The following is a 22,961-nucleotide window of genomic DNA, read 5'->3' on the forward strand; positions in this document are numbered from 1 at the left end:
CGTTTACGTTTCGACAAGGTGTCGGTCCCCAATGCCACATTGCGCGCATGAAAGATGTCTTCCTGGGCGGCGAGGCGGTCCGCCGTGGCGAGCTCACCCCTTACCAACTGCGAACCGGTTTCGTCCCGATGTTTCCCGGCGTGCACATGCCGAATCACACCGTGCCGTCGTTACGGGCACGGACGATCGGCGCCTGGAAATGGTCGCGGAGCAAAGGCGTGGTGGCCGGGCTGGCGGCGGCCGCGCTGCATGGCTCCGACTTGGTTGACGACGACATACCGATCGAGCTCATCTCTCGCAACACCAATCCGCCGGCCGGCATCATCACACGCAACGAACTACTGACTGACACCGAACGCGGCAGATCGTGTGGGGTGATGGCGACGACAATCGAGCGCACGGCATTCGATCTGGGGCGTCACCTCGAGAGATCAGACGCGTTGGGTCGGCTGGATGCGCTGAAGCGGGCGACGGCGTTCAAACCGGCGAGGGTCGAGGCGCTCAGCGCGTTGCATCCCGGCACTCGGGGGTTGCGCCAACTGCGTGAGCTGTTGCCCCTCGTCGACCCAGGCGCGGCGTCGTTGAAAGAGAGCTGGTTGCGGTTGCTGCTCATCGACGACGGCCTGCCTCGTCCTCGAACGCAGATCCCTGTGGGCGCAGACGGCTGCCTGATCGGAATCCTCGACATGGGTTGGGAGCAGTACAAGGTGGCTGCTGAGTACGACGGCGATCAACATCGGTGGGACCGCAAACGATATGTGCATGACCAGAGAAGGCTGCGGCGACTGCAGCGAGCGGGCTGGATTGTCGTCCGCGTCATCGCCGAGGACACGAGGGCAGACATTCTGGCCCGCGTACGTGCCGCGCTCCATCGTCGCGGCTACCGCGACACTTGATCATTTGCGACGACACGCCGCTATACGTCGCAACCGTTTACGTCTGGAGCACCGTCTGCCTAGGCCCGGCGGGGCGCCGCCAGGCGTTCGCGCCGAAGCCGGTCCACCTCGGACAGCTCCAGCGGCGGGAGCTCGCCGACCACCTGCGCCAGCAGGTGATCAGCCAGTTCGGGATTGCGGGCCAGACACGGCCCGTGCAGGTAGGTGGCAATGACACTGCCCTGAACCGCACCGTCGTACCCGTCACCCGCGCGGTTGCCCGCTCCCTTGGTCACCGCCGCCAAGGGTCGGGCATCCGGTCCCAAAACGGTTCCGCCACGGTGGTTTTCGAATCCGGTCAAAGGTGCGGACAGTCCCTGGAGCAGCGGAGTCGACGCCACCTCACCGATGGTGCGCGACTCCTGCGGTGAGGTCGTGACATCGAGCAGGCCCACACCTTCGACGCGTTCACCGGCCGAGGTCTCATACCAGTGCCCGAGCACCTGAATGGCCGCGCAGATCGCCAGCACCGGCGCGCCCCGAGAAGCGGCCTGCTGCAGGCCGGGGTAGCGCAGCAGGTGTTTGGTGGCCAACCGCTGCGCGTAATCCTCGGCACCGCCGAGGGTGTACAGGTCGAGTTCGGAGGGCACGGGATCGGCCAACGTGATCTCGACGATCTCGGCGTCGATGCCCCGCAACAGCAGTCGCTGCCGCAGCACCACCGCATTGCCGCCGTCGCCGTAGGTGCCCATGACGTCGGGCAGCACGAGCCCGATCCGGACGGTCACGAGAGCACCCGATTCAGCGCCAGGAACGCGGTGTAGTTGGCGACGACCTCGACGTGCCCGGGCGGGCATGACGCGATGGCCGCGACGGTGTCGTGAACCAAGGAGTGCTCGACGCCGGCGTAGCCGAGCCGGACCGCCAGATCGGTGCCGCGCTCGCCGGCGGCCACCACCGACGTCCCCTCGAAATGTTCGAAGCGCACGTCCCACAGCCACGACAGGTCCTCGCCGTCGGGCACCTGTCCGTTGACCGAGATGACGACGCCGGCCGCCTGCTTGTCGATCATGGACAGCGCCTCCTGCCAGCCGGCGGGGTTCTTGGCCAGCAGCACCCGGACGGTGTGCGCACCCAGGCGCACCGTGCGGTACCGGCCGGCCACCTCGTCGACCAGCGACACCGCGGCCACCGCCTCGGCCGGCGATGCTCCCAGGGCCACCGCAGCCGCAACGGCCTGGGCGGCGTTACCCCGGTTCACCGTCCCGGGCAACGCCAACGTCATGGGCAGCACCAGCCCGTCGGGCCCGTACAAGGACTCGTCGTCGAACCACCACTGCGGGCTGGGCCGCTTGAAATCGGTGCCCGTCGAGTACCAGTGGGAGCCGTCGCGGACGATGATCTCGCCGCTGCGGGGGCAACTGACGGAGTCGTTGGCCCAACCGCCGCCGGCGGCCACCCACACGACGTCGGGGCTGTCGTAGGCGGCCGAGGTCATCAGCACGTCGTCACAGTTGGCGACCACAACCGCAGCGGGGTGGCGCGCGAGACCGGACCGGAGCGTGCGCTCGATGTGGTTGATCTCACCAACCCGATCCAGTTGATCGCGGGACAGGTTGAGCAGCACGATGACCGACGGCTCGATCGCATCCGCCACATGCGGCACATGCATCTCATCGACCTCGAGCGCGGCGAGGTCTGCCGTCCGTGCCGACGCCAGGGCGGCGACGAGTCCGGCGTCCATGTTGGCGCCTTCGGCGTTGGTGGCCACGGGACCGACGGTCGCCAATGCGGCCGCCGTCATCCTGGTGGTGGTCGACTTGCCGTTCGTGCCGGTCACGACAACGGAACGGCGACCGCGGCCGAGCTGACCCAGGATCGACTTGTCCAGCGTCATGGCCACCAGACCACCGATCATCGCGCCCGCGCCGCGGCCCGTCACCCGGGATGCCCAACGCGCGCCGGCACCTGCTGCCAGGGCGGCACGTCCTCGCGGTGAGATCACCGGGAGAAGTTTAGTGGCGCCCGGTCGACACGGTTTTCCACAGCGCGACGAAGAACCCGGTTTGTCGGAGGCGCGTGCCATCCTGGCTGCGTGAGGCATGAATGGGGCCGACCGGCGGCTGACTCCGCAGAGGGCTGGGTGGTGGTGGATCTCGAGACATCGGGATTCAGCCCGGGCCAAGCCCGCGTGATCAGCCTGGCTGCGCTGGCCCTCGACGCGGACGGGCGGGTGGAGGAGTCGGTCGTCAGCCTGCTCAACCCCGGTGTTGATCCCGGGCCCACGCACGTCCACGGCCTCACCGCCGAGATGCTCGAGGATCAGCCCACCTTCGGTGACATCGCCGCCGACGTCGTGCAACTGCTGAAGGGCCGCACCCTCGTGGCGCACAACGTCGCCTTTGACTACTCGTTCCTGGTCGCCGAAGCCGAACTCATCGGCGCCGAACTGCCCACCGAAACCGTCATGTGCACTGTCGAGCTCACGCGGCGGCTCGGGCTCGAGCTGGAGAACTTCCGCCTGGAGACGCTCGCCCGGCACTGGGGTGTCGCGCAACTACGGCCGCACGACGCATTCGACGACGCGTCGGTGCTGGCGCAGGTGTTGCAGCCGGCCCTGCAGCGCGCCCATGAGCGCGGTATCTGGCTGCCGGTGCGTCCCGTCACCCGCAGGACCTGGCCCAACGGCCGCGTCACCCATGACGAGCTGCGGCCACTGAAGATGCTGGCCGCGCGGATGCCCTGCCCGTACCTCAACCCGGGCCGCTACATCAGCGGCCGGCCGCTGGTGCAGGGCATGCGGGTGGCGCTGTCGGCGGAGGTGCGCCGCACGCACGAAGAACTGGTGGAGCGGATCCTGCACGCCGGTCTGGCGTATTGCGACACCGTCGACCCGGAGACCTCGCTGGTGATCTGCAACGACGACAGCCCCGAACAGGGCAAGGGCTTCCTGGCGCGGGAGTTGGGTGTCCCCGTCGTCACCGATACCGAGTTCATGGACTGCGTGAACGGCGTCGTCGGTGGTACCGGTGTCGATCAGTTCACCGATACCACCGTCGACGGCGAGCAGTTCGCGCTGTTCTAGAGTGGGCGCACCGTGCGCCAGAACGACTCCTGCCCGGGATCGTCAAAAGCCGCCCGGTTGGCCGCCGTGAACGCTTGCACCGTGGTCGCGGGTGCGCCGGTGAGGGATTCGACGACGTCGTTGGTGCCGGCGAAAATGCCGTCACGGTAGTCCTGCGCCACGTTGGTCAGGTGTTGAATGAGGAAGTCGCCATGCCCCTGGGCGCGCAGGGCCTGCGCGAACTCGGCGATTTCGACGGGTTCGTACCGCACCCGAACCCCCAGTGCTGCAGTCATTTCCCGCGCGATCTCGTAGTGGTCGAACTCGACGGGGCCGTAGAGCGGGTAGACCGCCCGATCATGGGCTGCGGGGTCGCGCAGGATCGCTACGATGACCCGTGCCTGGTCAGCCGCGGCGATGGGAGCGTGTCTGCCGTCGGCGAACGGCAGTCGAAGTACACCACCCTCGGCATCTCGTGACCACTGCCACGTGAGCCATTCGGCGAAGAAGGTGGGTCGCAGATGTGTGGTCGCGAAGTCGAAGCGGTCGAGCAGTTGTTCGCCGAGCCAGTGATCGCGGGCCGCGTGACTGCGTGCCTGGCGTCGCGCGCTGATCTGAGACATGTTGACCACCGCCCGGACGCCCTGCTCGGCGGCGCTCTGTGCGAATACTGCCGTGGCCTCCAGCAACCCACCTGGGTCGATGGGATAGCAGAAGTACGCCGCGGTGACGCCGTTCAGGGCGGTACTCACCTCATCGAGGTCGCGAAGGTCACCGGCGACGACTTCGGCGCCGAGCCCGGCGAGCTTCGCGGATCGGTCGTCCACACGGTGGACCAGCGCGCGAACCTGGGCGCCCTGCTCGCGCAGCAGTTTCACCACGTTGGCACCCGTTTTCCCGGTCGCGCCGGTGACCAGATAGCGGCTCATGACCGCACCTCCTGCGCCCGGCCCGGTTCGGTCGCCGGGTGCGTGACCACCCAGCCGAGGACGAAGTCGGCGACCTCGCGCCATCGCGAGTCCATCACCAGCGAATGCCCGCGGTCGGCGAACACGTGGTAGTCGGTCACGGCGCGGCAGGCCGACTGCAGTTCTGCGGCCTCGCGGCTCACCGACTCCGCGACGATGTGGTCGCGGCCGCCGCCGATGATGAGCAAGGGGCCACGACCGTCGTTGCGCACGTCAACCGTTGTCGGTGAAAGCGGATCCTTCTTTGCGGCAACAAGCTCGAACAGTGGCTTGCCCGGAGCGGGAATCGCGTAGCGACGGTATAAGTCACCGGCTTCGTCGCGGGGGATGGCGTTGGCGATGGCATAGCGGAACTGCCGCTCGGTGAGGGTCACCTCGCGGTCGCGGTTCTTGGGGTTTCGCAGCACCGGGAGCGTCGAGCGGATCTGGGAGAGCGGGAGCTTGGTCACGCCCCGGATCGGTGCGGGGCTGATCGCGACGGCAGCCGACGCGCGCCCCTCGTCGAGCAGGCGCTGTGCGATCAGGCCGCCGAAGGAGTGGCCGATCACCAACGGCCGCACGGGCATTGTGTCCACCAGGCCCCTGTAGTGGGCTACGACGTCGTCGATGCCTTGTCCGCCGACGTCATGGCCGTGGCGGCGGGTGGCCTCGGCGGTGGGGCCGTCGCCGGGCCATCCGGCGACGACGGGCTGATAGCCCTCGCGCCGGAAGAGCGCGGCCCAGGGGTTCCACGACGATGCGTGTACCCACAAGCCGTGGATGAAGAGGACGGGATGGTTGTGCATTCGCGTAATCCATTCTGTTGCAACCGTTTTCGGCAACAAAGGTCACCAATACGCGAAAGGGGGTGGGACTCCTCGTTCATTCCGGCCGGCGCAGGAATGTGATGCCAATCACTTTGTCCGGGTGTGGCGGCGCGGCGGGATGGCGACGGCGATGAGTTCGCTGGCGGCTTCGCGGGCGTCCTGGATCGGCTGCGGATCGTTCAAGGAAGTGGCCAGCGCCATGGCGCCTTCGAACAGCACTGCAAGTTGACGAGCGAGTCGATCCGGTTGCCGCGCCCCTGCCGCGGAGGCCATTTCCTCCAGTGCGACTATTGACCTGCGCTTGAAGTCCGTCACCAGTGTCTGCACGCCGGGCATTTCGTCGGCAGCCTCGACGGCCGCGTTGTGAAAGGGGCAGCCGCGGACGCGTCCCGCCGCCTCCATGTCGAAGATGGCAAGGAGCCGGTCGCGGGGATTCGCTTCGGGTGTTGAGCGCGGGTCGAGGTCGTCGGCGAGCTCACGAAGGTAACCCTCCACAACCGCGGATTTGGTCGGGAAGTGTTTGTACAGGGTGCGTTTGGATACGGATGCGACTTCTGCGAGACGCTCGACGCCGGTGGCATTGATGCCGTGTTGGTAGAAGAGCTCGGTTGCCGCTGTCAGAATACGTTCGCGTGCATCAGGTTTCGTTGGTGCTGATGCTCCCTTGAGGGGCTTTGACGCTGCCATGGCAAGCAGTATACCGATCGGTTTACATCTCATGGTCGTTGGTCTACCATCGGTCGCAGCGGCCGGTGTAAACCGGTCGGTTTACCGTAGAGGAGACAAGCCATGCCACCGGTTGTACTGATCAGCGGGGTGTCATCAGGTATCGGACGCGCCGCGGCTCTGTCGTTCGTCCGCAGAGGTTTCCGGGTTTTCGGAACTGCACGTCATCGGCACGGCACCGAACCACCGAGCGGCGTGGAGTTGCTCGAACTGGACGTCACCGACGGCGAGTCCGTCACCGCGGCAGTGTCCGCGGTGCTCGAACGGACCGGCCGCATCGACGCTCTGGTCAACAACGCCGGTATCGGCCTGCTCGGTGCTGCCGAGGAGTCGTCCGACGAACAGGTCCGCTGGGTGTTCGACGTCAACGTCTTCGGACCCATCCGGTTGACCCGCGAAGTGCTACCCCATATGCGTGAGCGCGGCAGCGGCCGGATCGTCCACGTCAGCTCAATTCTGGGGACCATTCCGCAGCCGTATATGGCGTTGTACGCGGCGACGAAACATGCGATCGAGGGTTACTCCGCGTCCCTCGACCACGAGGTGCGTGAGTTCGGGATCCGATCGATTCTCGTAGAACCTGCGTACACCAAGACCTCGTTCGACACGAACCTGCTCATTTCCGACGTTCCCGCAGCGGACTACGCGTCACGGCGTGTGGTCGCGCGGGCGCTGATCGACGAGACTCAACGCACCGCCGACGACCCTGATGTCGTCGCCCGTGTGATCGTGGCGGCCGCCAGCACACCCAAGCCGGCGCTGCGGTACACGGCGGGTTCCACCGCGAAGCGCGTATCGGTCCTGCGCCGCCTGGTTCCGCCGGCGCTGTTCGACCGACAGATCCATGCCATGAACCGGCTCGGGGCTCCGGCGGCACCACCGACCGCGGTGATTCGATGACGTCGCCGAATGTCGGCTTCCTGGTGACCCTGCACGCCAGTGCCGGCCGCGAAGACGACGTCGCCGCTTTTCTCCTGGCGGCCAGAGAGCTGGTCGAGGCCGAACCCGGAACCCGAACGTGGTCGGCGTTCCGAAGCGGGGACTCGACTTTCGGCATCTTCGACACGTTCGATTCCGAGTCAGACCGCGACGCTCATCTGCACGGCGAGGTGCGTCGAGCACTCGAATCGCACGCCGACCTCTTCAGGACGCCACCCGTCATCACCGCGGTCGACGTACTCGCATCGAAGCGCCAGCTGTGAGCTTCGCCGAGACCGACGTTCTGCCGGAGATCATTCGCACTTTCGGGCCCAAACCGACGTTTGGGCCGAAAGGGAAGCTCAGTCTCGCGCGGCGCGGTTGACCGCCGAGACCACCGCGCGCAGTGATGCCGTGGTGATCGACGTCGCGATCCCGACACCCCAGACGGTCTTGCCGCCGATGGACGCCTCGACGTAGGCCGCGGCTTGGGCTTCCTCGCCGGAGGACATGGCGTGTTCGGAGTAGTCCAGCACGTTGACGTCGAAACCGATGGCGCCCAACGCATCACAGAACGCGGCCAGCGGGCCGTTGCCGGCGCCGACGATCTCGCGTTCCTCGCCGTCGACCTTGACCACGGCGGTGATGGTGTCGGTGCCGCCGTCGACCTCGGCGGCGTCGACCTTCTGGCGCATCCGTTCCAGCGGCCGGATGGGCTTGAGGTACTCCTCGGAGAAGGCGTCCCACATGACCTTCGGCGATACCTCGCCGCCCTCACCGTCGGTGATCTTCTGGATGGCCTGACTGAACTCGATCTGCAGCCGCCGTGGCAGCGCCAGACCGTGGTCGGCCTTCATGATGTAGGCGACGCCGCCCTTGCCGGACTGCGAGTTCACCCGGATGACGGCCTCGTAGGTGCGGCCGACGTCCTTGGGATCGATCGGCAGGTACGGCACCTGCCACAGGATGTCGTCGACATCGGCATCTGCGTCGTCGGCGGCCACCTTCATGGCGTCCAGGCCCTTGTTGATGGCGTCCTGGTGGCTGCCGGAGAACGCCGTGTACACCAGGTCGCCGCCGTAGGGATGACGCTCGTGCACGGGCAGCTGGTTGCAGTACTCGACGGTGCGCCGGATCTCGTCGATGTTGGAGAAGTCGATCTGCGGGTCCACACCGCGGGTGAACAGGTTGAGCCCCAGCGTCACCAGGCACACGTTGCCGGTGCGCTCGCCGTTGCCGAACAGGCAGCCCTCGATACGGTCGGCGCCGGCCTGGTAGCCCAGCTCGGCGGCGGCCACCGCGGTGCCGCGGTCATTGTGGGGGTGCAGGCTCAAGATGATGGAGTCGCGCGGGGTCAGGTGCCGGTTCATCCACTCGATGGAATCGGCGTAGACGTTCGGGGTGGCCATCTCGACGGTGGCCGGCAGGTTGACGATCAGGGGCACCTCAGGGGTGGGGGCCACGATCTCGGCGACGGCGTTGCACACCTCGACGGCGTATTCCAGCTCGGTGCCGGTGTAGGACTCGGGGGAGTACTCGAACCGCCACTGTGTATCCGGGTACTTCTTGGCCTCGTCGACGCACATCCGGGCGCCGTCGGTGGCGATCTTCTTGACGGCCTCGCGGTCGGCGCGGAATACCACCCGCCGCTGCAGGATCGACGTCGAGTTGTAGAAGTGCACGATCGCGCGGGGTGCGCCCTGGCAGGCCTCGAAGGTGCGGGTGATCAGTTCGGGCCGGCACTGCGTCAGCACCTGGATGGTGACGTCGTCGGGGATCGCGCCCTGTTCGATGATCTCGCGTACGAAGTCGAAGTCGGTCTGGCTCGCCGACGGGAAGCCGACCTCGATCTCCTTGTAACCCATCCGCACCAGCAGGTCGAACATCCGGCGCTTGCGCTGCGGGCTCATCGGGTCGATCAGCGCCTGGTTGCCGTCACGCAGGTCCACCGCACACCACGACGGAGCGCGGTCGATCACCTTGTCCGGCCAGGTGCGGTCCGGCAGGGTGATGTTCTCGACCTCGGCCGCGAAGCTGCGGTACCGGTTCACCGGCATGGATGTGGCCTGCTGGGTGTTCCAGGCGGGCTGGCCGGGGTTGGCGCCACCGGCGGGGGTGTTGATGGTGCGTACCGAGCTGTACGCGTCAGGATTGAAGTTCTCAGTCATGGGGTCTGCTCCGGATTCGTCTGGGATTCACATCAGACCGGCGCATCGCGAAACACCCGCGACGGGAGGCCAGTCTGGATCAGACCCCGTCGCGGCGTCCGAGAAGGAGCACCCGCTGCACGAGGTCCACCTTAGCGCGCTCGACTGCCAGCCCCAAAACCCGTCCGCCGGGACAGCAGGTGGCATTGTGCGAAGATCTGCCGATGTGGCGTGTCCTCGTGGCGCTGTCCGGGGTCGCCCTGCTGCTCACCGGCTGCGGCGCTCCGGTGGATGGCAACGCCCGCCCGGGGAACCGCGACGGTGACCCGGCCACGTTCTTTCATGGTGCGGTGCCGACGTACGGGCAGCGCGTCAGCTCGTACGACCGGATCCGGCTGGCGTATCTGCGCGCGTTGCGCCGCATCGACGTGTGCGGCCTGACCGATCAGGACGCGCTCGCCAGAGTCGGCGAGATCAATTCTGTGGGAACGCTTTTCGGCCTCGATCAGTGCGATGTCAACGTGAAGGTGCCCGGTGCCGTCGCGCCTCGCTTCATCAGTGCCACCGTGGAGCTCGCGCAACCCCTGGGGCCTGAGGTGTTCAGCGCCGAGGGGCTGCCGGTGCGGGAGGCTTACGCCGGGGCGTGTGAGTTCCTGGTGCCCCTCGACCTGGCCGTATTGCCCGGGGCCAGCCCGCTGTTCGGTCCTGAACAACCGCAGTTGCGGGTCGCGATGGTGGCCGAATCCGACTGCGGCGTGGTTCGCCGGGTGGCGTCGTTGATCGCCGCGCGGGTGGCCGGCTCATCGCTCCCGGTGCGAGACGGTGCTGCGGCTTACACCACACCCCTGGCCGAACGTGACCCGTGTGAGGTGCTCACCACGCTGGCCGACCAGGAGATCGGCTACTGGAACATCCCGGGCAGCGGGCCCTACCGGTGCGAGTTCGGCATCGCCCGCAACACCGACGAGGGGGCGGTGCCGATGGCACTGTCGCTGCGGCCGCGGGTGGTCGACGCCGGCATCGACGGCCGTGATCTGGTCCGCAGTGGTGGTGCCGAGGTGTATCTCGACCGGGAGTCCTGCTCGGCGCTGGTGTTCGTCGGGCCGGAACTGCGGCGTCGCCTCGGCAACGGCGATCTGGTGGACACCGGCGACGTGCGCATTCGGCCCGCGGTCGACGTCGACAGCGAGGAGGAGTCCTGCACCGGAACCACCTTGGTGGAGCAGATTGCCGCGCGCGCAGCGGCGCTGTACCGCTGAACGCTGCCGCTACAGTGGCGCCGGTGAAACTCAATCGGCGCTGGTGGGTGGCGATCGCCGCCGTCGTCGTGGTCGCGGTGGCCATCGTGGTGTCGGAGACGGTGCTCAATCGGACCTCCGAGGAGTGCCGTCCGGTGGTGGACTTGTTGGAGTTCAACCAGGCGCAGGCTCAGAAGATCGAAGAGCACTCCGGAGAGTCCGCTGGTCTGCCGACGGTTGCCGATGACGCGGCCTACCAGCAGTGGGCTGACGGGCTCGCGCAGCGCGCCCAGCAGATCAGCGATCCCGACCTGGCCGCCACCGCGATCCGGATGGCCGACCTGGCCTCGCAGTTCGTCACCAAGCTGCCGCAGCTGCGGGCCGAGGCCGACGCCCACACCCCGGGTGCACCGACGCCTGATGTGGTCACCGACATGAACTTCCTCAACGCCCGGATCAGTCAGGAGACCGCGGAACTGACCGACGCCTGCGTCAACTGATCGCGGGTTACAGCGCGGACCCGGGTGTTGACACCGGCGTCAGAGCGGCCAGTTGAGCACGATCTGCGACAGCGGCAGCCGGGTGCGCGGCCGACTGTCGCGCTCGGCGATGTCGTCGGCCACGCCCGCATAGTCAGCCAGCCGCCCGACGGCGACGATCGCCAGCGGTCGAAGGCCCTCGGGCAGGTCGAAGGTGTTCCGGGCGCCGTCGACGTCGAACCCCGCCATCGGGTGGGCGACCAGCCCGCGCGAGACCGCCTCGACGGACAGGTTCGCCATCGCCGCACCCGCGTCCACGCCCGAATACAGCGCGGTGCGTTCGTCTTCGCCCTCGTCGGCGCACACCAGGATCAGCGCGCTGGCGGCTTTGGCGTAACTGTTGCCGCGGCGCAGCAGCTCGGCCAGCGAGGTGAACGACGTCTGCCCGCGCCGACCCACGACGAAGCGCACCGGCTGGCGCCCTCCCCAGGTGGCGGCCCACCGCGCGGCTTCCAGCAGTGCCACCAGATCACCTTCGGCCAGCACGGCGTCGGCATCGAAGGCGCGGGGGCTCCACCGGGCGGCGATGTCGGGATGGATGGGCACCGAGGTGGACGCCGACCGGTCGTCAGGAGGTTGCGGCACCGCACCAACTTAGCGAGGGAAAAACCACGTGCTCGCCTCCCTTATCCTTGGTGGGATCAAATTCGACCCGGAAAGGGCAGATAGTGGCGCTCGTCGTGCAGAAATACGGCGGATCCTCGGTGTCGGACGCCGAGCGGATCCGCCGCGTCGCCGAGCGCATCGTCGAGACCAAGAAGGCGGGCAACGACGTCGTCGTGGTCGTCTCGGCGATGGGCGACACCACCGACGACCTGCTTGACCTGGCCAAACAGGTGTGCCCCGCGCCGCCGGCCCGGGAACTCGACATGCTGCTGACCGCCGGTGAGCGGATCTCCAACGCGCTGGTCGCGATGGCCATCGAGTCACTGGGGGCCCAGGCCCGGTCGTTCACCGGCTCGCAGGCCGGCGTCGTCACCACCGGCACCCACGGCAACGCCAAGATCATCGACGTCACCCCCACCCGGTTGCGCTCGGCGCTCGACGAGGGGCAGATCGTGCTCGTCGCCGGGTTCCAGGGCGTCAGCCAGGACACCAAGGACGTCACCACGCTGGGCCGCGGCGGCTCGGACACCACGGCCGTAGCCGTGGCCGCGGCACTGAACGCCGATGTCTGCGAGATCTACACCGACGTCGACGGCGTGTACACCGCCGACCCGCGCATCGTCTCCAACGCGCAGAAGCTCGACACCGTCTCATTCGAGGAGATGCTCGAGATGGCGGCGTGCGGCGCCAAGGTCCTGATGCTGCGCTGCGTTGAGTACGCCCGCCGCTACGACCTGCCCATTCACGTGCGTTCGTCGTACTCCGACAAGCCCGGCACCATCGTCAAAGGATCGATCGAGGACATCGCCATGGAAGACGCCATTCTCACCGGAGTTGCCCACGACCGCAGCGAGGCCAAGGTCACCGTCGTCGGCCTTCCCGACGTGCCTGGGTACGCCGCCAAGGTGTTCCGCGCCGTCGCCGATGCCGACGTCAACATCGACATGGTGCTGCAGAACATCTCCAAGATCGAAGACGGCAAGACCGACATCACCTTCACCTGCGCCCGCGACAACGGTCCGGGTGCGGTCGAGAAGCTGACGTCACTGCAGGACGAGATCGGCTTCACCCGCGTGCTGTACGACGATCACATCGGCAAGGTGTCGCTGATCGGCGCCGGGATGCGCAGCCACCCGGGCGTCACCGCCAAGTTCTGCGAGGCGCTGGCCGAGGTGGGCGTCAACATCGACCTGATCTCGACCTCCGAAATCCGCATCTCGGTGCTGGTGAAGGACACGGAATTGGACAAGGCCGTCGCAGCGTTGCACGAGGCGTTTGGGCTCGGCAGTGATGAAGAGGCTGTCGTCTACGGCGGAACGGGACGTTGATCAGATGGTGAATATCGCGGTAGTGGGCGCGACCGGACAGGTCGGCCAGGTGATGCGCACGCTGCTCGAGGAGCGCAATTTCCCGGCGGAGTCGGTGCGGTTCTTCGCTTCGGCGCGGTCGGCGGGCAAGAAGCTGAGCTTCCGCGGCCAGGAGATCGAGGTCGAGGATTCCGAGACCGCCGACCCGTCGGGCATCGATATCGCGCTGTTCTCCGCCGGCGCCACCATGTCGCGGGTGCAGGCGCCGCGCTTCGCCGCCGCCGGTGCCGTGGTGGTCGACAACTCCTCGGCGTGGCGCAAGGATCCTGAGGTGCCGCTGGTGGTGTCCGAGGTGAACTTCACTCGTGACGCCGCGAACCGGCCCAAGGGAATCATCGCCAACCCCAACTGCACCACCATGGCCGCCATGCCGGTGCTCAAGCCGCTGCACGACGAAGCCGGGCTGACCCGGTTGGTGGTGTCGAGCTATCAGGCCGTCTCGGGGAGCGGGCTGGCCGGTGTCGAAGAGCTGGCGTCGCAGGCGCGCGCGGTGATCGACGGCGCCGAGCAGCTGGTGCACGACGGCAGCGCGCTGGAGTACCCCGCGCCGGTGAAATACGTTGCGCCCATTGCCTTCAACGTGGTTCCGCTGGCCGGCTCGCTGGTCGACGACGGTTCCGGTGAGACCGACGAGGATCAGAAGCTGCGCAACGAGAGCCGCAAGATCCTCGGTATCCCGGAGTTGCTGGTGTCCGGCACCTGCGTGCGGGTGCCGGTGTTCACCGGGCACTCGCTGTCCATCAACGCCGAGTTTTCTCAACCCCTTTCGGTCGAGCGCGCTCGCGAACTGCTGACTGATGCCCCTGGAGTGAAGCTCGTGGAGGTGCCCACTCCGCTGGCCGCCGCAGGGGTGGATGAGTCGCTGGTGGGCCGGATCCGCCAGGACCCCGGTGCGCCGGAGGGGCGCGGCCTGGCCTTGTTCGTCTCCGGCGACAATCTGCGTAAAGGTGCCGCACTCAACACCATTCAGATCGCCGAACTGCTGGCCGCCGAGCTCTAGTGCCTTCACGCTGCTCAGAAGGGCGGCGGGTTGTTGGGGTCGGCGATTTGGGTGTGGTCTTCGAAGAAGAGGCGGTAGCCCCAGTTGTCTTTGGGGGCGGCTGCGCGGTGGGTGGGGGTGCCGCCGTTGGCTCGGTGGGCAGCGTTGAGTGCGCGCTCTGCGGCGATGCGGTAGGCGCGGTCTTTGGCTTTGGTGCGTTTTCGTTTTGGCATCTTGACCGACTTGTCGGCGGCCGCTTCTTTTCTCGGGCTGCCCCGCTGCACCGGCGCCGAAGTGGTGTTCACGCCCGGGAACAGGATGCGGCTCAGCGGGATGCTGGTGTAGGTGTGGCCGGTGGGGGTGGTGACGATGACGGTGCCGTCTGGTTTTTGGATCTCGGACCAGCCGTCGCGGAAGGTTTTGATCAGGTGGTGATGGTGGCAGTGGCCCTTGAGGTTGGAGGCATGGGTGGGCCCGCCCTCACCCCAGGGGATGGTGTGGTCGAGGTCGGCGTCGCGGATGGGGCGATCGCAGCCCGGGACCCGGCAGGTCAGGTCACGGGCTTGCACGAATTCGCGGTCCGCGGCGCGGATGCGGTAGCTGTCGGTCGGGTCGACCGCCGGGGTCTTGATGTGGCGGACTTCGGCACCGGCGGCGATCAGGGCCGCGATCAACGCATTCGGCACCACCCCGTAGCCGGGGATGAACCCCGGCGCCGTGCCCGTCTTGGGAGGTGGTGTGGCAGAGATGGTTTCGGCAGCCGCTTGCGCTTCTGGTGCCGCGGGCTCTGACCCGGGCTCCTCGGCTGCCGGTAGCTCGGCTTCTTGGTCGGCGGGAGCCGGGCAGTGTCGCGGAGCCGATGACGGCGGCTCCTGGTCCGAGTCGGACTGCGCCGGTTGCCCGTGTGGTGTCGCGGGGTCCTCGCTGGCGCTGGGCTCCGCTGCGGCTGCCTGCTCGGGCTGGCCGGCCGCAGTCTTCGTGTCCTTGGTGGGGTATGTGATGGTGACGTTGGTGGGGCCGGTGGGGAACACCCCTTTGCCGTGGATCAGCGGATCGGGATCACCGTCCAGCGCAGGGGCGTCGGCGTAGATGTGCACCACGAACCGCGAGGCCACCCCGTCCTCGGCGGCCGCGGGGCAGATCTCGGAGCCGCACAGGCATTTCAGGTGATCGGCATCAGCGCCGAGGGCTTCGGCGGCGTCGGCGAGCCGCTGGTCCAGCGTGCGGGGATCATTGGGGCACACCGCTTTGGCCATGGTGCGCAGTCTGCCCATCAGCAACGCCCCACCCGGTTTGGTCAACCGAAACGTGAGGGTGGTGATGCCGGCCTTGTCATCGGTGTGCTCCACCGTGACCCCACGCCCGCGCACGGTGTTACGGACCCGCCGCACCGCATCCGGGTCGAACCGTTCGACCCACACATCGACGGCGTTCTTCAACTTGTAGTACGACAGCCCACTCCATCCGCACGTGGTGGCGGCCTCGACGCACGCGGAATCAATGGCAGCCAGAGCCTGCTCGTCGACCACCAAGAAGGTGCGTTCTACCACGGTGCACATCACCCGCGCGGAGATCTCCCCGCGATGGAACAGGGCGGCGAGTTGGGGGAAGCGTTCCCGCATCGCCGCGCCGACCTGCAGATCGTTGAACGCCCAGCGCGCCGAGATGCCGAACGCGATCCCCATCTGGGCCACCACATCGTCTTCGGCGTCCACGGCACACAAACCGGCGTCCTCGTCCTCGGCGGCGTCGGCCAGGAACACCGCTGCCCACTCGGCCAGCGCCGCCAACCGCTGTGCTTCCGCGGCGGCGGCCACCCGAGCCCAGCTCACCGCGGCATCGACGACCGGGGCGGCAGCACTGCCACCTCGCAACTCGTCGATCATCGTCGGTAACTGGGGGAACATGCCCCGACCATACCGACCACCACCGACAAAAAACCTTCACCAAAAGGTAAGCAGCAGAACCCTTTTACTGTCGCTCGATTGTCGCGCCCAGGTGGGCACAGCTCAGTCGGCGATGGTGCCGCTCCACGCGGCGGGCACCAGGATCCAGACCACCTCGCAGGGGTCGGGTCCCGGGTTGCGCCACGTGTAGGGCTCGCGGCCGGGCATGGTGAGGGTGTCACCCTCGGCCAGGGTGAGTGTTTCTGTGGGAAAACGGATTTCGAGCGCGCCGGACATCACGTGCGTCACCTCGACATCGCAGTTGACGGTGAACATCTCGTCACCGCCGCTCGCGCCGGGGTCCAGGGTGGAGCGCAGTACCTGAACCTTCGCCTGAGCGCGGGGGGTGAGCAGCCGCTCGACCGCGCCCTGGCCACCCATCCGGATCGACGGGGCGGCGGCCAGGGGAATAACCCCGGTTTCCGAGCTCTTGAACAGCGACCCGACGTCGAGAGACAGCACCTGACACAGACTCACCAGAGTGGTGACGCTCGGTGAGGTCTCGTCGCGCTCGACCCGGGACAGGAATCCGCCACTGACGCCGGATGCAGTGGCGAGCTGTTCGATCGTCAGTCCCTGCGACTTGCGGGCGGCGCGCAACCGAGCGCCGATGCGCACCGGGTCGCCGGAGGCGGTCGGGTGTATCGGTCTCACGCAGTCCTCCCAGTGCAGTACAGCGCCATGCCTAGATCATCGACCAGTGCGGCTTCAGTTCGGAAATCTTGCGCTGCGCTTGACCGACGATTGGTGCAATATTACCGTCATGCAAGAGTTCATGCCTAAAAGGCAAGATTCACGCGGGCCGGCCATCGGGCCCGCTGTCATCGGAAGAGGGACGCCATGAGCCAACCCACCGCCAACCGCCTGGCGCAGAACGCGCTGAGCCTTCCGGAGTTGGTGTTCACGGTGCTGGCGACATTGGCGCCACTGACCTTGGTGGCCGCGGTCGCGCCACTGCACTTCCTCAAGGGCGGGGCGGCGGTCCCGGGCGGATATCTGGTGGCGGCCGCGGTGATGGCGCTCTTCGCGGTCGGGTTCTGCACCATGACCCGCTATGTGCGCAACACCGGTGCGTTCTACGCGATCATCACCCAGGGCCTCGGGCCCGTGACCGGTGCGGCGGCCGCCGGGTTGGCGGTCGTCGCCTACAACGCACTGCAGGTCTCGACCTACGGCGCCATCGGGTACTACGCCGGCAGTACGGCGCAGCGATTCTTCGGCGTCTCGTTGCCCTGGTGGGTCTACGCCGGTGTGGCCCTGGCAGTCGTGGGATTCCTGGGATTCCGAGGCATCACCGCGAGCGCGAAAGTGCTTGCCGTCGTGCTCATCGCCGAACTGGCAGTCCTGGTCGTCATGGTGGCGGCCGTGTTCATCGCCGGCGGACCGGAGGGGTTCAGCGCTGAACCGTTCGAACCGTCAACGGTGCTCTCCACACAGAACAGCGCGATGTTCGCCCTGATCTTCGGTGCGTTCATGGGATTCGAGTGCACGGCCATCTACTCGGAGGAGGTCAAAGGCGGCGCAGCGACCGTCCGCCGCGCCACCTACGTAGCGGTCGGCTTCATCGGAGTGTTCTACGCCATTGTCACCTACGCGATCGTCACCGCCTACGGTGCCAGCGCGATCGCCGAGGCCGCAGAGTCCGACCCCGCCGGCCTCGTCCTGGTGGTGATCGGCGACTTCACGGCGCCCTGGCTGCTCGATGTCACCGAGGTGCTGCTGTTGCTCAGCGCATTCGCCGCGCTGCTGGCACTGCACAACGCCTCCAACCGCTACGCCTACGCGCTGGGTCGAGAAGGCCTGCTACCGCGAGCTTTCGGGCGCACCCAGGAGCACACCCATTCGCCGTACATCGCCGGTCTGGCACAGTCGGCGCTGGCGCTTGTCGTCATCGTCGTCTTCGCCGCCTTCGGTCTGGACCCCTACCTGGGTCTGCTGTTGTGGGGCAGCGCGCTGGGTTTTCTCGGCATCATCATCCTGTGGGCACTGTGCTCGCTCGCGGTCATGCGGTACCTGCGCCGCCACGCCGCCGACGCCGGCATATGGCGCACCACGGTGGCCCCGTTGCTGTCGTTTCTCGCGCTCGCGGTGGTGGTGGTCCTGGTCTTCCAGAACTTCGACTTCCTCACCGCCGGTGGGCCGTTGGTCAACACCATTCTGATTGTGCTGGCCGCCGGCGCCATGATCGCCGGCGCCGCGCGCGCCGCCGTACTTCGCAAGAGTCAGCCCGCGGTGTACCGGGAGCTGGGCAGGATCGACGCGGATGTGGCCGGGTGACGGGTTACCACCCGATCGACCTGCGCGGTCTGCGGAACCGGGACGCGACCATCTTCGACGACCCCGGCAGTGTGACGTTCGGGCCACAGACGTTGTACGGCTTGCCTTTCCAGTTCGGTGACCCGGCCGAGTCCGTGGTGCGGGTGGCCTCCGGTGAACGGGTGTCGGTACCGCTCGCGGGGCCGTGCCGGTGGCTGATCCTGGCCCATGCGCTCCACGAGACGGACCTCTACGACGGCGCTCCCGTCGGTGAGCCCTGTGCCACGTACACCTGGCGGTACGCCGACGGATCCCAGCATGCTCACACGGTGCGGCAACGGTTCGAGATTGGGCCCTCGCCGCGACTGTGGGAGGGGCGGCCCTTGCCGCTGGACTGGGGACAAACACCGTTTCTGGCGCACAACGCCGCCGAGCACCAGTTGATGGACCGTATCTGCGGCCGATACGACGAAGCCGGAGCACGGTTGGTCGACATCGAGGACGCACAATCCCGGGTGCCGTACGTCCTGCCGTACCGCTACTACCTGTGGGCATACCAGAATCCATTCCCTGAGCGGGAACTCGAGGCATTAGAGATCAGCGCCCGCCGGCCGCTTCTCGTCGGAGCGATCACCTGCAGCGATCTCGAGGAAGAACCGTTCACCAGGGATGTCTCCCGCGAGGTGCTGATCACCGTGCCCGATGCGCTCGACGAACATGTGGCGCTGACCGTGGACCGGGGAACCGCGACCTACGTCTACCGTCGGGTGGGTCCCGACCTCGCGGTGGCCACGCCCGCCTGGGGGCAGCCGGCGCACCTCGGTAATGAAGGGTATGCGCGCGTGTCGGCATCACCGTCGGCCACCGTGACGCTACGACATGCCGGCCGCGAGCTCGGCCGGTGCCGATGGCAGGACCTCATGGACGGCGAAACCCACACGCTGGCAGGCGGAGCGACGATCACCCTCGCCCCGGCGGCCAAAGCGTGGGTGCGGGCCAGCATCAGAGATGCCCGCACCGGTGAGCTCCTCACCGCCCGGGTCCACATGCACACTCCCGACGGCGTGCCGATCGCCCCGTATGGCCACCACGGTCACATCAACTCCGACGGTGGCACCTGGAACCTCGACATCGGTGGCGACGTCCGGCTCGGTTCGCGCACTTACGCTTTCGTCGACGGCATTTTCGAGGGCTGGCTGCCGGTGGGCGATCTGGTGGTCGAGGTGGCCCACGGCTTCCACTACCGGCCCGAGCGTAGGACGATCCGTATCGAACCCGGGCAGCGTGAGCTCGAGCTGACCCTGGAGCGGCTGTTCGATCCGCGGCAGCGGGGCTACTACAGCGGTGACACCCACGTACATTTTGTGTCCACGCAAGGTGCCGAGCTCGAGGCACGTGCCGAAGACGTCGACGTCGTCAACCTCCTGATGAGCCAATGGGGACATCTGTTCACCAACACCGAGGACTTCACCGGGCACCCTCATGTCTCCCATGACGGCCACACCGTGGTGTTTGCCGGCCAGGAGAACCGGACGAACATGCTCGGTCACATCAACCTGCTGGGGCTTCGCGGGCCCATCATGCCCTGGTGCACAGGGGGATCCGAGGAAGCCGACTTCGGTGGGGGACTGGAAACCACCCTGTCGCACTGGGCCGACGAGTGCCGGGCGCAGGGCGGCACCGTGGTCTTGGCGCACTTCCCGGTTCCGAACGGAGAGACCGCCGCGCTGATCGCGACGGGACGGCTCGACGGTGTGGAGACCATCGCCTACGACGCCTACAACATCGGTGAGTACTACCGGTATCTCAATGCGGGCTACCGGCTTCCGCTGGTGGCCGGCACCGACAAGATGACCAGCGAGGTACCCGTGGGCCTCATGCGCACCTACGCGCGTCTGGGGGCGCAGCAGGAGTTCGACTACTGGGCCTGGTGCGATGCGGTCCGCTCGGGGGATACCTTCGCCAGCAGCGGTCCGCTGCTGTACCTGACCGTCGATGGACACCCTCCGGGTACCCAGACCCGAATCGACGGTGCTGCAAGCATTCACGTGGAGATGCAGTCCATCTTCCCGGTCGGGTTGCTGGAGATCGTCGTCAACGGCGAGGTGACACACCGCCTCGAATCGGCCGATGGCGTCTACAGGTGGGATGAACATCTGACACTCGAGATCGCCGAGGACTCATGGGTGGCGGCTCGATGTTTCGGAGTCGGCGCAGACATCCTGCGTCACAACGACACGTGGCAACGTCCAGTCGTGGCGCATACTTCGCCGGTGTACCTGGTGACGGGTGACGAGTACAGCCGGTACGACGAAGCGGTGGTGAGCGCGATGCTCGCGTTGGTGGAGGGAGCCGCCCACTACATCGAGAAGCGGGCCCGCCGTTTCTGGCCTGACGCCGTATGCCATCGGCACGGCCGCGACGACCACCTCGCGTTCCTGCTCGAACCGCTTGACGAAGCGCGAACCCGGCTCGAAACCCGGCTGGCCGAACAACGTTGATGAACCGAACAAGTGAGCAACACAGGAGAATGTGTGTCTGTTGATACGGATCTGAAACCCGCCTTCGCGTGGTCACCGGTGGACTGGCCTTCGGAGCGTCCCTTCACCTCGGGCGGTCCGGAGACCTGGGTCTACACCGACAAACTGTCCTACTTTCCCGGCGAGGAAGTCGCCTTCCACCTCAACAGCTCAGCCGATGTCTTCGAACTCGAGATCGTCCGTGACGGTGCGCATCCGGTGACCGTGTACACCGTCTCAGATCTGGCGGCGGACCCCCAGGACACCCCGGACGACGCCTACGCCTCAGGCTGCGGCTGGTCCGTGGGGCACCGCTGGGTGATCCCCCAGGACCTGCGGTCCGGGTTCTACCTGGTGACCGTCCGCAACCGGCGGACGGACGGCATGTTGTGGGAGCGTGAGCACTTCTTCGTAGTGAAAGCAGCTGCGGCGCAACGGGGACGGATCGCCCTGGTGCTCACCACCAGCACGATGCTGGCCTACAACGACTGGGGCGGGGCCAACCACTACCGCGGGCTGGGGAACGACCCGCGCAGTGACGCCGGTACTCCGGTGGTCTCAGTTCATCGTCCGATCGCCCGCGGGATGGTGCGCAAGCCGGTTGGCGCTCCCCGCGAGTACCACCCCTACACTCCGCCGATCGGGTGGGCGCCACGCTACGACAGTTACGAGTGGGCGCGGCTGCACGGCTACAGCCGCCACCATTCCGACGCCGGATGGGCCACCTACGAACGTCCGTTCGCGATATGGGCCGAGACCGCGGGCTACCAGCTGGACTATCTGACACAGTTCGACCTGCACGAAGGGGCGGACGGACTCGACGGTTACTCGTGTGTGCTGACGGTGGGGCACGATGAGTACTGGACCTGGAAGATGCGCGACACCATCGACGAATTCGTTGACAGCGGTGGCGGTTTCGCCAGGCTCGGTGGCAACTACCAGTGGCAGGTGCGGCTCAGCGAGGACCTCGCGACGCAGTACTGCTACCGCCTGCCGTCATTGGATCCCGAAGCCGCCGCCACGCCACATCTGGCGACCACCGTGTGGGAAGCGAAATCGGTGGGCCGCCCCGGTGCCACCACCATCGGCCTCAACGGCCTGGGCGGCATCTACAACCGCTACGGGGTGGCGACACCACGCTCGGCCGGCGGGTTTACAGTGTACCGGCCGGAGCACTGGAGCTTCGCGGGTACCGACGTCTACTACGGCGACCTGCTCGGCGGACCCCCGGCGTTTCTGGCCGCATTCGAGGTCGACTCGGTGGAGTACACCTTTCGCCGCGGACTGCCCTATCCGACGTTCGAGGACGGTGCTCCGGAAACGCTGGAGATCCTGGCGCTGTGCCCGGCGGTGCGCGGCGAGGAGGACCGGTTCGGCGGCCGCTACCCACTCGGAGGCCCGGAAGCCGAGGTGTACGACTACAACGCCGAACTCGGCGACGATCTGCCGGACTACGTCCACGAAGGTCAGATGCGCGGCGCAGGCATGATCGCCGCGTTCACCCGAGGCGCCGGCGAGGTCTTCAACGGCGGAAGCACCGAATGGTCGCACGCGTTGGCGGTGGGAGATCCGCAGGTGGACCGCATCGTCCGCAATGTCCTGGACCGGTTCGCCGCCAAGGAGCGCGCATGAGCATCGCCGCAGTCACCACCATCGGCACGGCCGGTGTCCGCGTGGTGCCCGATCCGGAGTCGTACTCCAGCGCCAGCCCAGGTTGGACGGAAGAGGAGTTCCGGGCGTTCGAGCTGGCCAACGGCTCCCTGGGCGGACTCTGGCAGGGTGAGCCGGGCCGGGTGTCGTTCGACAGCTGGCCCTACACCGAGGTGTGCGTCATCCTGTCCGGGCACGTCGCGATCGAGGACGACGCCGGCGGGCGACGCGACTTCCGAGACGGAGACGCTTTCGTGGTCCCGGAAGGGTTCCGTGGCACCTGGATCACCGTGACACCGACCCGGAAGGTCTTCGTCGGGGTGAGTAGTCGGCCCGACCGCCACTAGAGTGACGGCG

Annotated in this window: 21 protein-coding genes; 12 read left to right on the top strand and 9 right to left on the bottom strand. The window is 67.1% G+C overall.

Annotation, left to right across the window (positions count from 1 at the left end; translation table 11 throughout):
* Positions 1-47 precede the first annotated feature (47 nt).
* Positions 48-896 (top strand): type IV toxin-antitoxin system AbiEi family antitoxin, encoded by an 849-nt coding sequence (locus AC3A6P_RS21710; protein ID WP_487693825.1) that lies wholly within the window; start codon positions 48-50, stop codon positions 894-896.
* A 59-nt stretch (positions 897-955) separates the two neighbouring features.
* Here the strand turns inward: AC3A6P_RS21710 and AC3A6P_RS21715 are convergent, their stop codons facing one another.
* On the bottom strand, positions 956-1,663 hold the full coding sequence (locus AC3A6P_RS21715; RefSeq protein ID WP_487693827.1) for a type 1 glutamine amidotransferase: 708 nt from the start codon (positions 1,661-1,663) through the stop codon (positions 956-958).
* A complete protein-coding gene (locus tag AC3A6P_RS21720; RefSeq protein WP_487693828.1) occupies positions 1,660-2,880 on the bottom strand; it encodes a MurT ligase domain-containing protein in 1,221 nt (406 codons plus the stop codon). The genes AC3A6P_RS21715 and AC3A6P_RS21720 overlap by 4 nt, the downstream gene beginning before the upstream one ends.
* Positions 2,881-2,970: 90 nt before the next feature.
* Between AC3A6P_RS21720 and AC3A6P_RS21725 the strand changes: the two genes are divergently transcribed.
* Positions 2,971-3,960, top strand: a complete 990-nt coding sequence (locus AC3A6P_RS21725; protein ID WP_487693830.1) for a DEDDh family exonuclease — start codon at positions 2,971-2,973, stop codon at positions 3,958-3,960.
* Here the strand turns inward: AC3A6P_RS21725 and AC3A6P_RS21730 are convergent.
* The 3 genes from AC3A6P_RS21730 to AC3A6P_RS21740 form a co-directional block, all read right to left on the bottom strand.
* The gene (locus tag AC3A6P_RS21730) at positions 3,957-4,868 is read right to left on the bottom strand and encodes an NmrA family NAD(P)-binding protein (protein ID WP_487693831.1); all 912 of its coding nucleotides are present in this window, start codon (positions 4,866-4,868) and stop codon (positions 3,957-3,959) included. The genes AC3A6P_RS21725 and AC3A6P_RS21730 overlap by 4 nt on opposite strands.
* Complete coding sequence (locus tag AC3A6P_RS21735; RefSeq protein WP_487693833.1) at positions 4,865-5,692, bottom strand: alpha/beta hydrolase; 828 nt, start codon at positions 5,690-5,692, stop codon at positions 4,865-4,867. Before AC3A6P_RS21735 ends, AC3A6P_RS21730 begins: the two co-directional genes overlap by 4 nt.
* Positions 5,693-5,800: 108 nt before the next feature.
* Complete coding sequence (locus tag AC3A6P_RS21740; protein ID WP_487693834.1) at positions 5,801-6,400, bottom strand: TetR/AcrR family transcriptional regulator; 600 nt, start codon at positions 6,398-6,400, stop codon at positions 5,801-5,803.
* A gap of 102 nt (positions 6,401-6,502) precedes the next feature.
* Here AC3A6P_RS21740 and AC3A6P_RS21745 point away from each other — a divergent pair, with 102 nt between their 5' ends.
* Together AC3A6P_RS21745 and AC3A6P_RS21750 are read left to right on the top strand one after the other, a co-directional pair.
* Positions 6,503-7,339: an oxidoreductase gene (locus AC3A6P_RS21745; protein WP_487693835.1), complete on the top strand. Its 837-nt coding sequence runs from the start codon at positions 6,503-6,505 to the stop codon at positions 7,337-7,339.
* Positions 7,336-7,641 carry an antibiotic biosynthesis monooxygenase gene (locus AC3A6P_RS21750; protein ID WP_487693836.1) on the top strand — a complete coding sequence of 102 codons (306 nt, stop codon included), beginning with the start codon at positions 7,336-7,338 and terminating at the stop codon, positions 7,639-7,641. Before AC3A6P_RS21745 ends, AC3A6P_RS21750 begins: the two co-directional genes overlap by 4 nt.
* Positions 7,642-7,719: 78 nt before the next feature.
* Here AC3A6P_RS21750 and leuA read toward each other — a convergent pair whose 3' ends face one another.
* Positions 7,720-9,525, bottom strand: a complete 1,806-nt coding sequence (gene leuA, locus AC3A6P_RS21755; RefSeq protein ID WP_487693837.1) for a 2-isopropylmalate synthase — start codon at positions 9,523-9,525, stop codon at positions 7,720-7,722.
* Between the two features lie 203 nt (positions 9,526-9,728).
* Between leuA and AC3A6P_RS21760 the strand changes: the two genes are divergently transcribed.
* Positions 9,729-10,763, top strand: coding sequence for a hypothetical protein (locus tag AC3A6P_RS21760; protein ID WP_487693838.1), 1,035 nt, complete (start codon positions 9,729-9,731; stop codon positions 10,761-10,763).
* Positions 10,764-10,786: 23 nt separating this feature from the next.
* Complete coding sequence (locus AC3A6P_RS21765; protein ID WP_487693840.1) at positions 10,787-11,242, top strand: hypothetical protein; 456 nt, start codon at positions 10,787-10,789, stop codon at positions 11,240-11,242.
* A gap of 39 nt (positions 11,243-11,281) precedes the next feature.
* Here the strand turns inward: AC3A6P_RS21765 and AC3A6P_RS21770 are convergent, their stop codons facing one another.
* Positions 11,282-11,866 carry a nitroreductase family protein gene (locus tag AC3A6P_RS21770; protein ID WP_487693841.1) on the bottom strand — a complete coding sequence of 195 codons (585 nt, stop codon included), beginning with the start codon at positions 11,864-11,866 and terminating at the stop codon, positions 11,282-11,284.
* A gap of 83 nt (positions 11,867-11,949) precedes the next feature.
* On the opposite strand from AC3A6P_RS21770, the gene AC3A6P_RS21775 reads away from it, so the two are divergent.
* Both AC3A6P_RS21775 and AC3A6P_RS21780 read left to right on the top strand, forming a co-directional pair.
* The gene (locus AC3A6P_RS21775) at positions 11,950-13,215 is read left to right on the top strand and encodes an aspartate kinase (protein ID WP_487693842.1); all 1,266 of its coding nucleotides are present in this window, start codon (positions 11,950-11,952) and stop codon (positions 13,213-13,215) included.
* Between the two features lie 4 nt (positions 13,216-13,219).
* Entirely contained in the window at positions 13,220-14,254 is a 1,035-nt protein-coding gene (locus AC3A6P_RS21780; RefSeq protein ID WP_487693843.1) for an aspartate-semialdehyde dehydrogenase, read from the top strand.
* A 14-nt stretch (positions 14,255-14,268) separates the two neighbouring features.
* On the opposite strand, the gene AC3A6P_RS21785 is transcribed toward AC3A6P_RS21780, so the two are convergent.
* Both AC3A6P_RS21785 and AC3A6P_RS21790 read right to left on the bottom strand, forming a co-directional pair.
* Positions 14,269-16,140, bottom strand: coding sequence for an HNH endonuclease signature motif containing protein (locus AC3A6P_RS21785; protein WP_487693844.1), 1,872 nt, complete (start codon positions 16,138-16,140; stop codon positions 14,269-14,271).
* A 102-nt stretch (positions 16,141-16,242) separates the two neighbouring features.
* Positions 16,243-16,833, bottom strand: a complete 591-nt coding sequence (locus tag AC3A6P_RS21790) for a helix-turn-helix domain-containing protein (protein WP_487693845.1) — start codon at positions 16,831-16,833, stop codon at positions 16,243-16,245.
* A 186-nt stretch (positions 16,834-17,019) separates the two neighbouring features.
* Between AC3A6P_RS21790 and AC3A6P_RS21795 the strand changes: the two genes are divergently transcribed.
* Genes AC3A6P_RS21795 through AC3A6P_RS21810 form a run of 4 tightly spaced genes read left to right on the top strand, consistent with a single transcriptional unit; the run spans position 17,020 to position 22,951 of the window.
* Positions 17,020-18,456 carry an APC family permease gene (locus tag AC3A6P_RS21795; RefSeq protein WP_487693846.1) on the top strand — a complete coding sequence of 479 codons (1,437 nt, stop codon included), beginning with the start codon at positions 17,020-17,022 and terminating at the stop codon, positions 18,454-18,456.
* Positions 18,453-20,936 carry a CehA/McbA family metallohydrolase gene (locus AC3A6P_RS21800; protein ID WP_487693847.1) on the top strand — a complete coding sequence of 828 codons (2,484 nt, stop codon included), beginning with the start codon at positions 18,453-18,455 and terminating at the stop codon, positions 20,934-20,936. The genes AC3A6P_RS21795 and AC3A6P_RS21800 overlap by 4 nt, the downstream gene beginning before the upstream one ends.
* Before the next feature lie 33 nt (positions 20,937-20,969).
* The gene (locus tag AC3A6P_RS21805) at positions 20,970-22,586 is read left to right on the top strand and encodes a N,N-dimethylformamidase beta subunit family domain-containing protein (protein WP_487693849.1); all 1,617 of its coding nucleotides are present in this window, start codon (positions 20,970-20,972) and stop codon (positions 22,584-22,586) included.
* Entirely contained in the window at positions 22,583-22,951 is a 369-nt protein-coding gene (locus tag AC3A6P_RS21810) for a cupin domain-containing protein (protein ID WP_487693850.1), read from the top strand. The genes AC3A6P_RS21805 and AC3A6P_RS21810 overlap by 4 nt, the downstream gene beginning before the upstream one ends.
* Positions 22,952-22,961: the final 10 nt, after the last annotated feature.

Source organism: Mycobacterium sp. Soil_C_30 (assembly GCF_057656995.1).

Coding starts and splice junctions, on each gene's coding strand:
- AC3A6P_RS21710 (WP_487693825.1), top strand. CDS start 48: ATGAAAGATGTCTTCCTGGGCGGCGAGGCGGTCCGCCGTGGCGAGCTC.
- AC3A6P_RS21730 (WP_487693831.1), bottom strand. CDS start 4,868: ATGAGCCGCTATCTGGTCACCGGCGCGACCGGGAAAACGGGTGCCAAC.
- AC3A6P_RS21735 (WP_487693833.1), bottom strand. CDS start 5,692: ATGCACAACCATCCCGTCCTCTTCATCCACGGCTTGTGGGTACACGCA.
- AC3A6P_RS21740 (WP_487693834.1), bottom strand. CDS start 6,400: ATGGCAGCGTCAAAGCCCCTCAAGGGAGCATCAGCACCAACGAAACCT.
- AC3A6P_RS21745 (WP_487693835.1), top strand. CDS start 6,503: ATGCCACCGGTTGTACTGATCAGCGGGGTGTCATCAGGTATCGGACGC.
- AC3A6P_RS21750 (WP_487693836.1), top strand. CDS start 7,336: ATGACGTCGCCGAATGTCGGCTTCCTGGTGACCCTGCACGCCAGTGCC.
- leuA (WP_487693837.1), bottom strand. CDS start 9,525: ATGACTGAGAACTTCAATCCTGACGCGTACAGCTCGGTACGCACCATC.
- AC3A6P_RS21760 (WP_487693838.1), top strand. CDS start 9,729: ATGTGGCGTGTCCTCGTGGCGCTGTCCGGGGTCGCCCTGCTGCTCACC.
- AC3A6P_RS21780 (WP_487693843.1), top strand. CDS start 13,220: ATGGTGAATATCGCGGTAGTGGGCGCGACCGGACAGGTCGGCCAGGTG.
- AC3A6P_RS21785 (WP_487693844.1), bottom strand. CDS start 16,140: ATGTTCCCCCAGTTACCGACGATGATCGACGAGTTGCGAGGTGGCAGT.
- AC3A6P_RS21795 (WP_487693846.1), top strand. CDS start 17,020: ATGAGCCAACCCACCGCCAACCGCCTGGCGCAGAACGCGCTGAGCCTT.
- AC3A6P_RS21810 (WP_487693850.1), top strand. CDS start 22,583: ATGAGCATCGCCGCAGTCACCACCATCGGCACGGCCGGTGTCCGCGTG.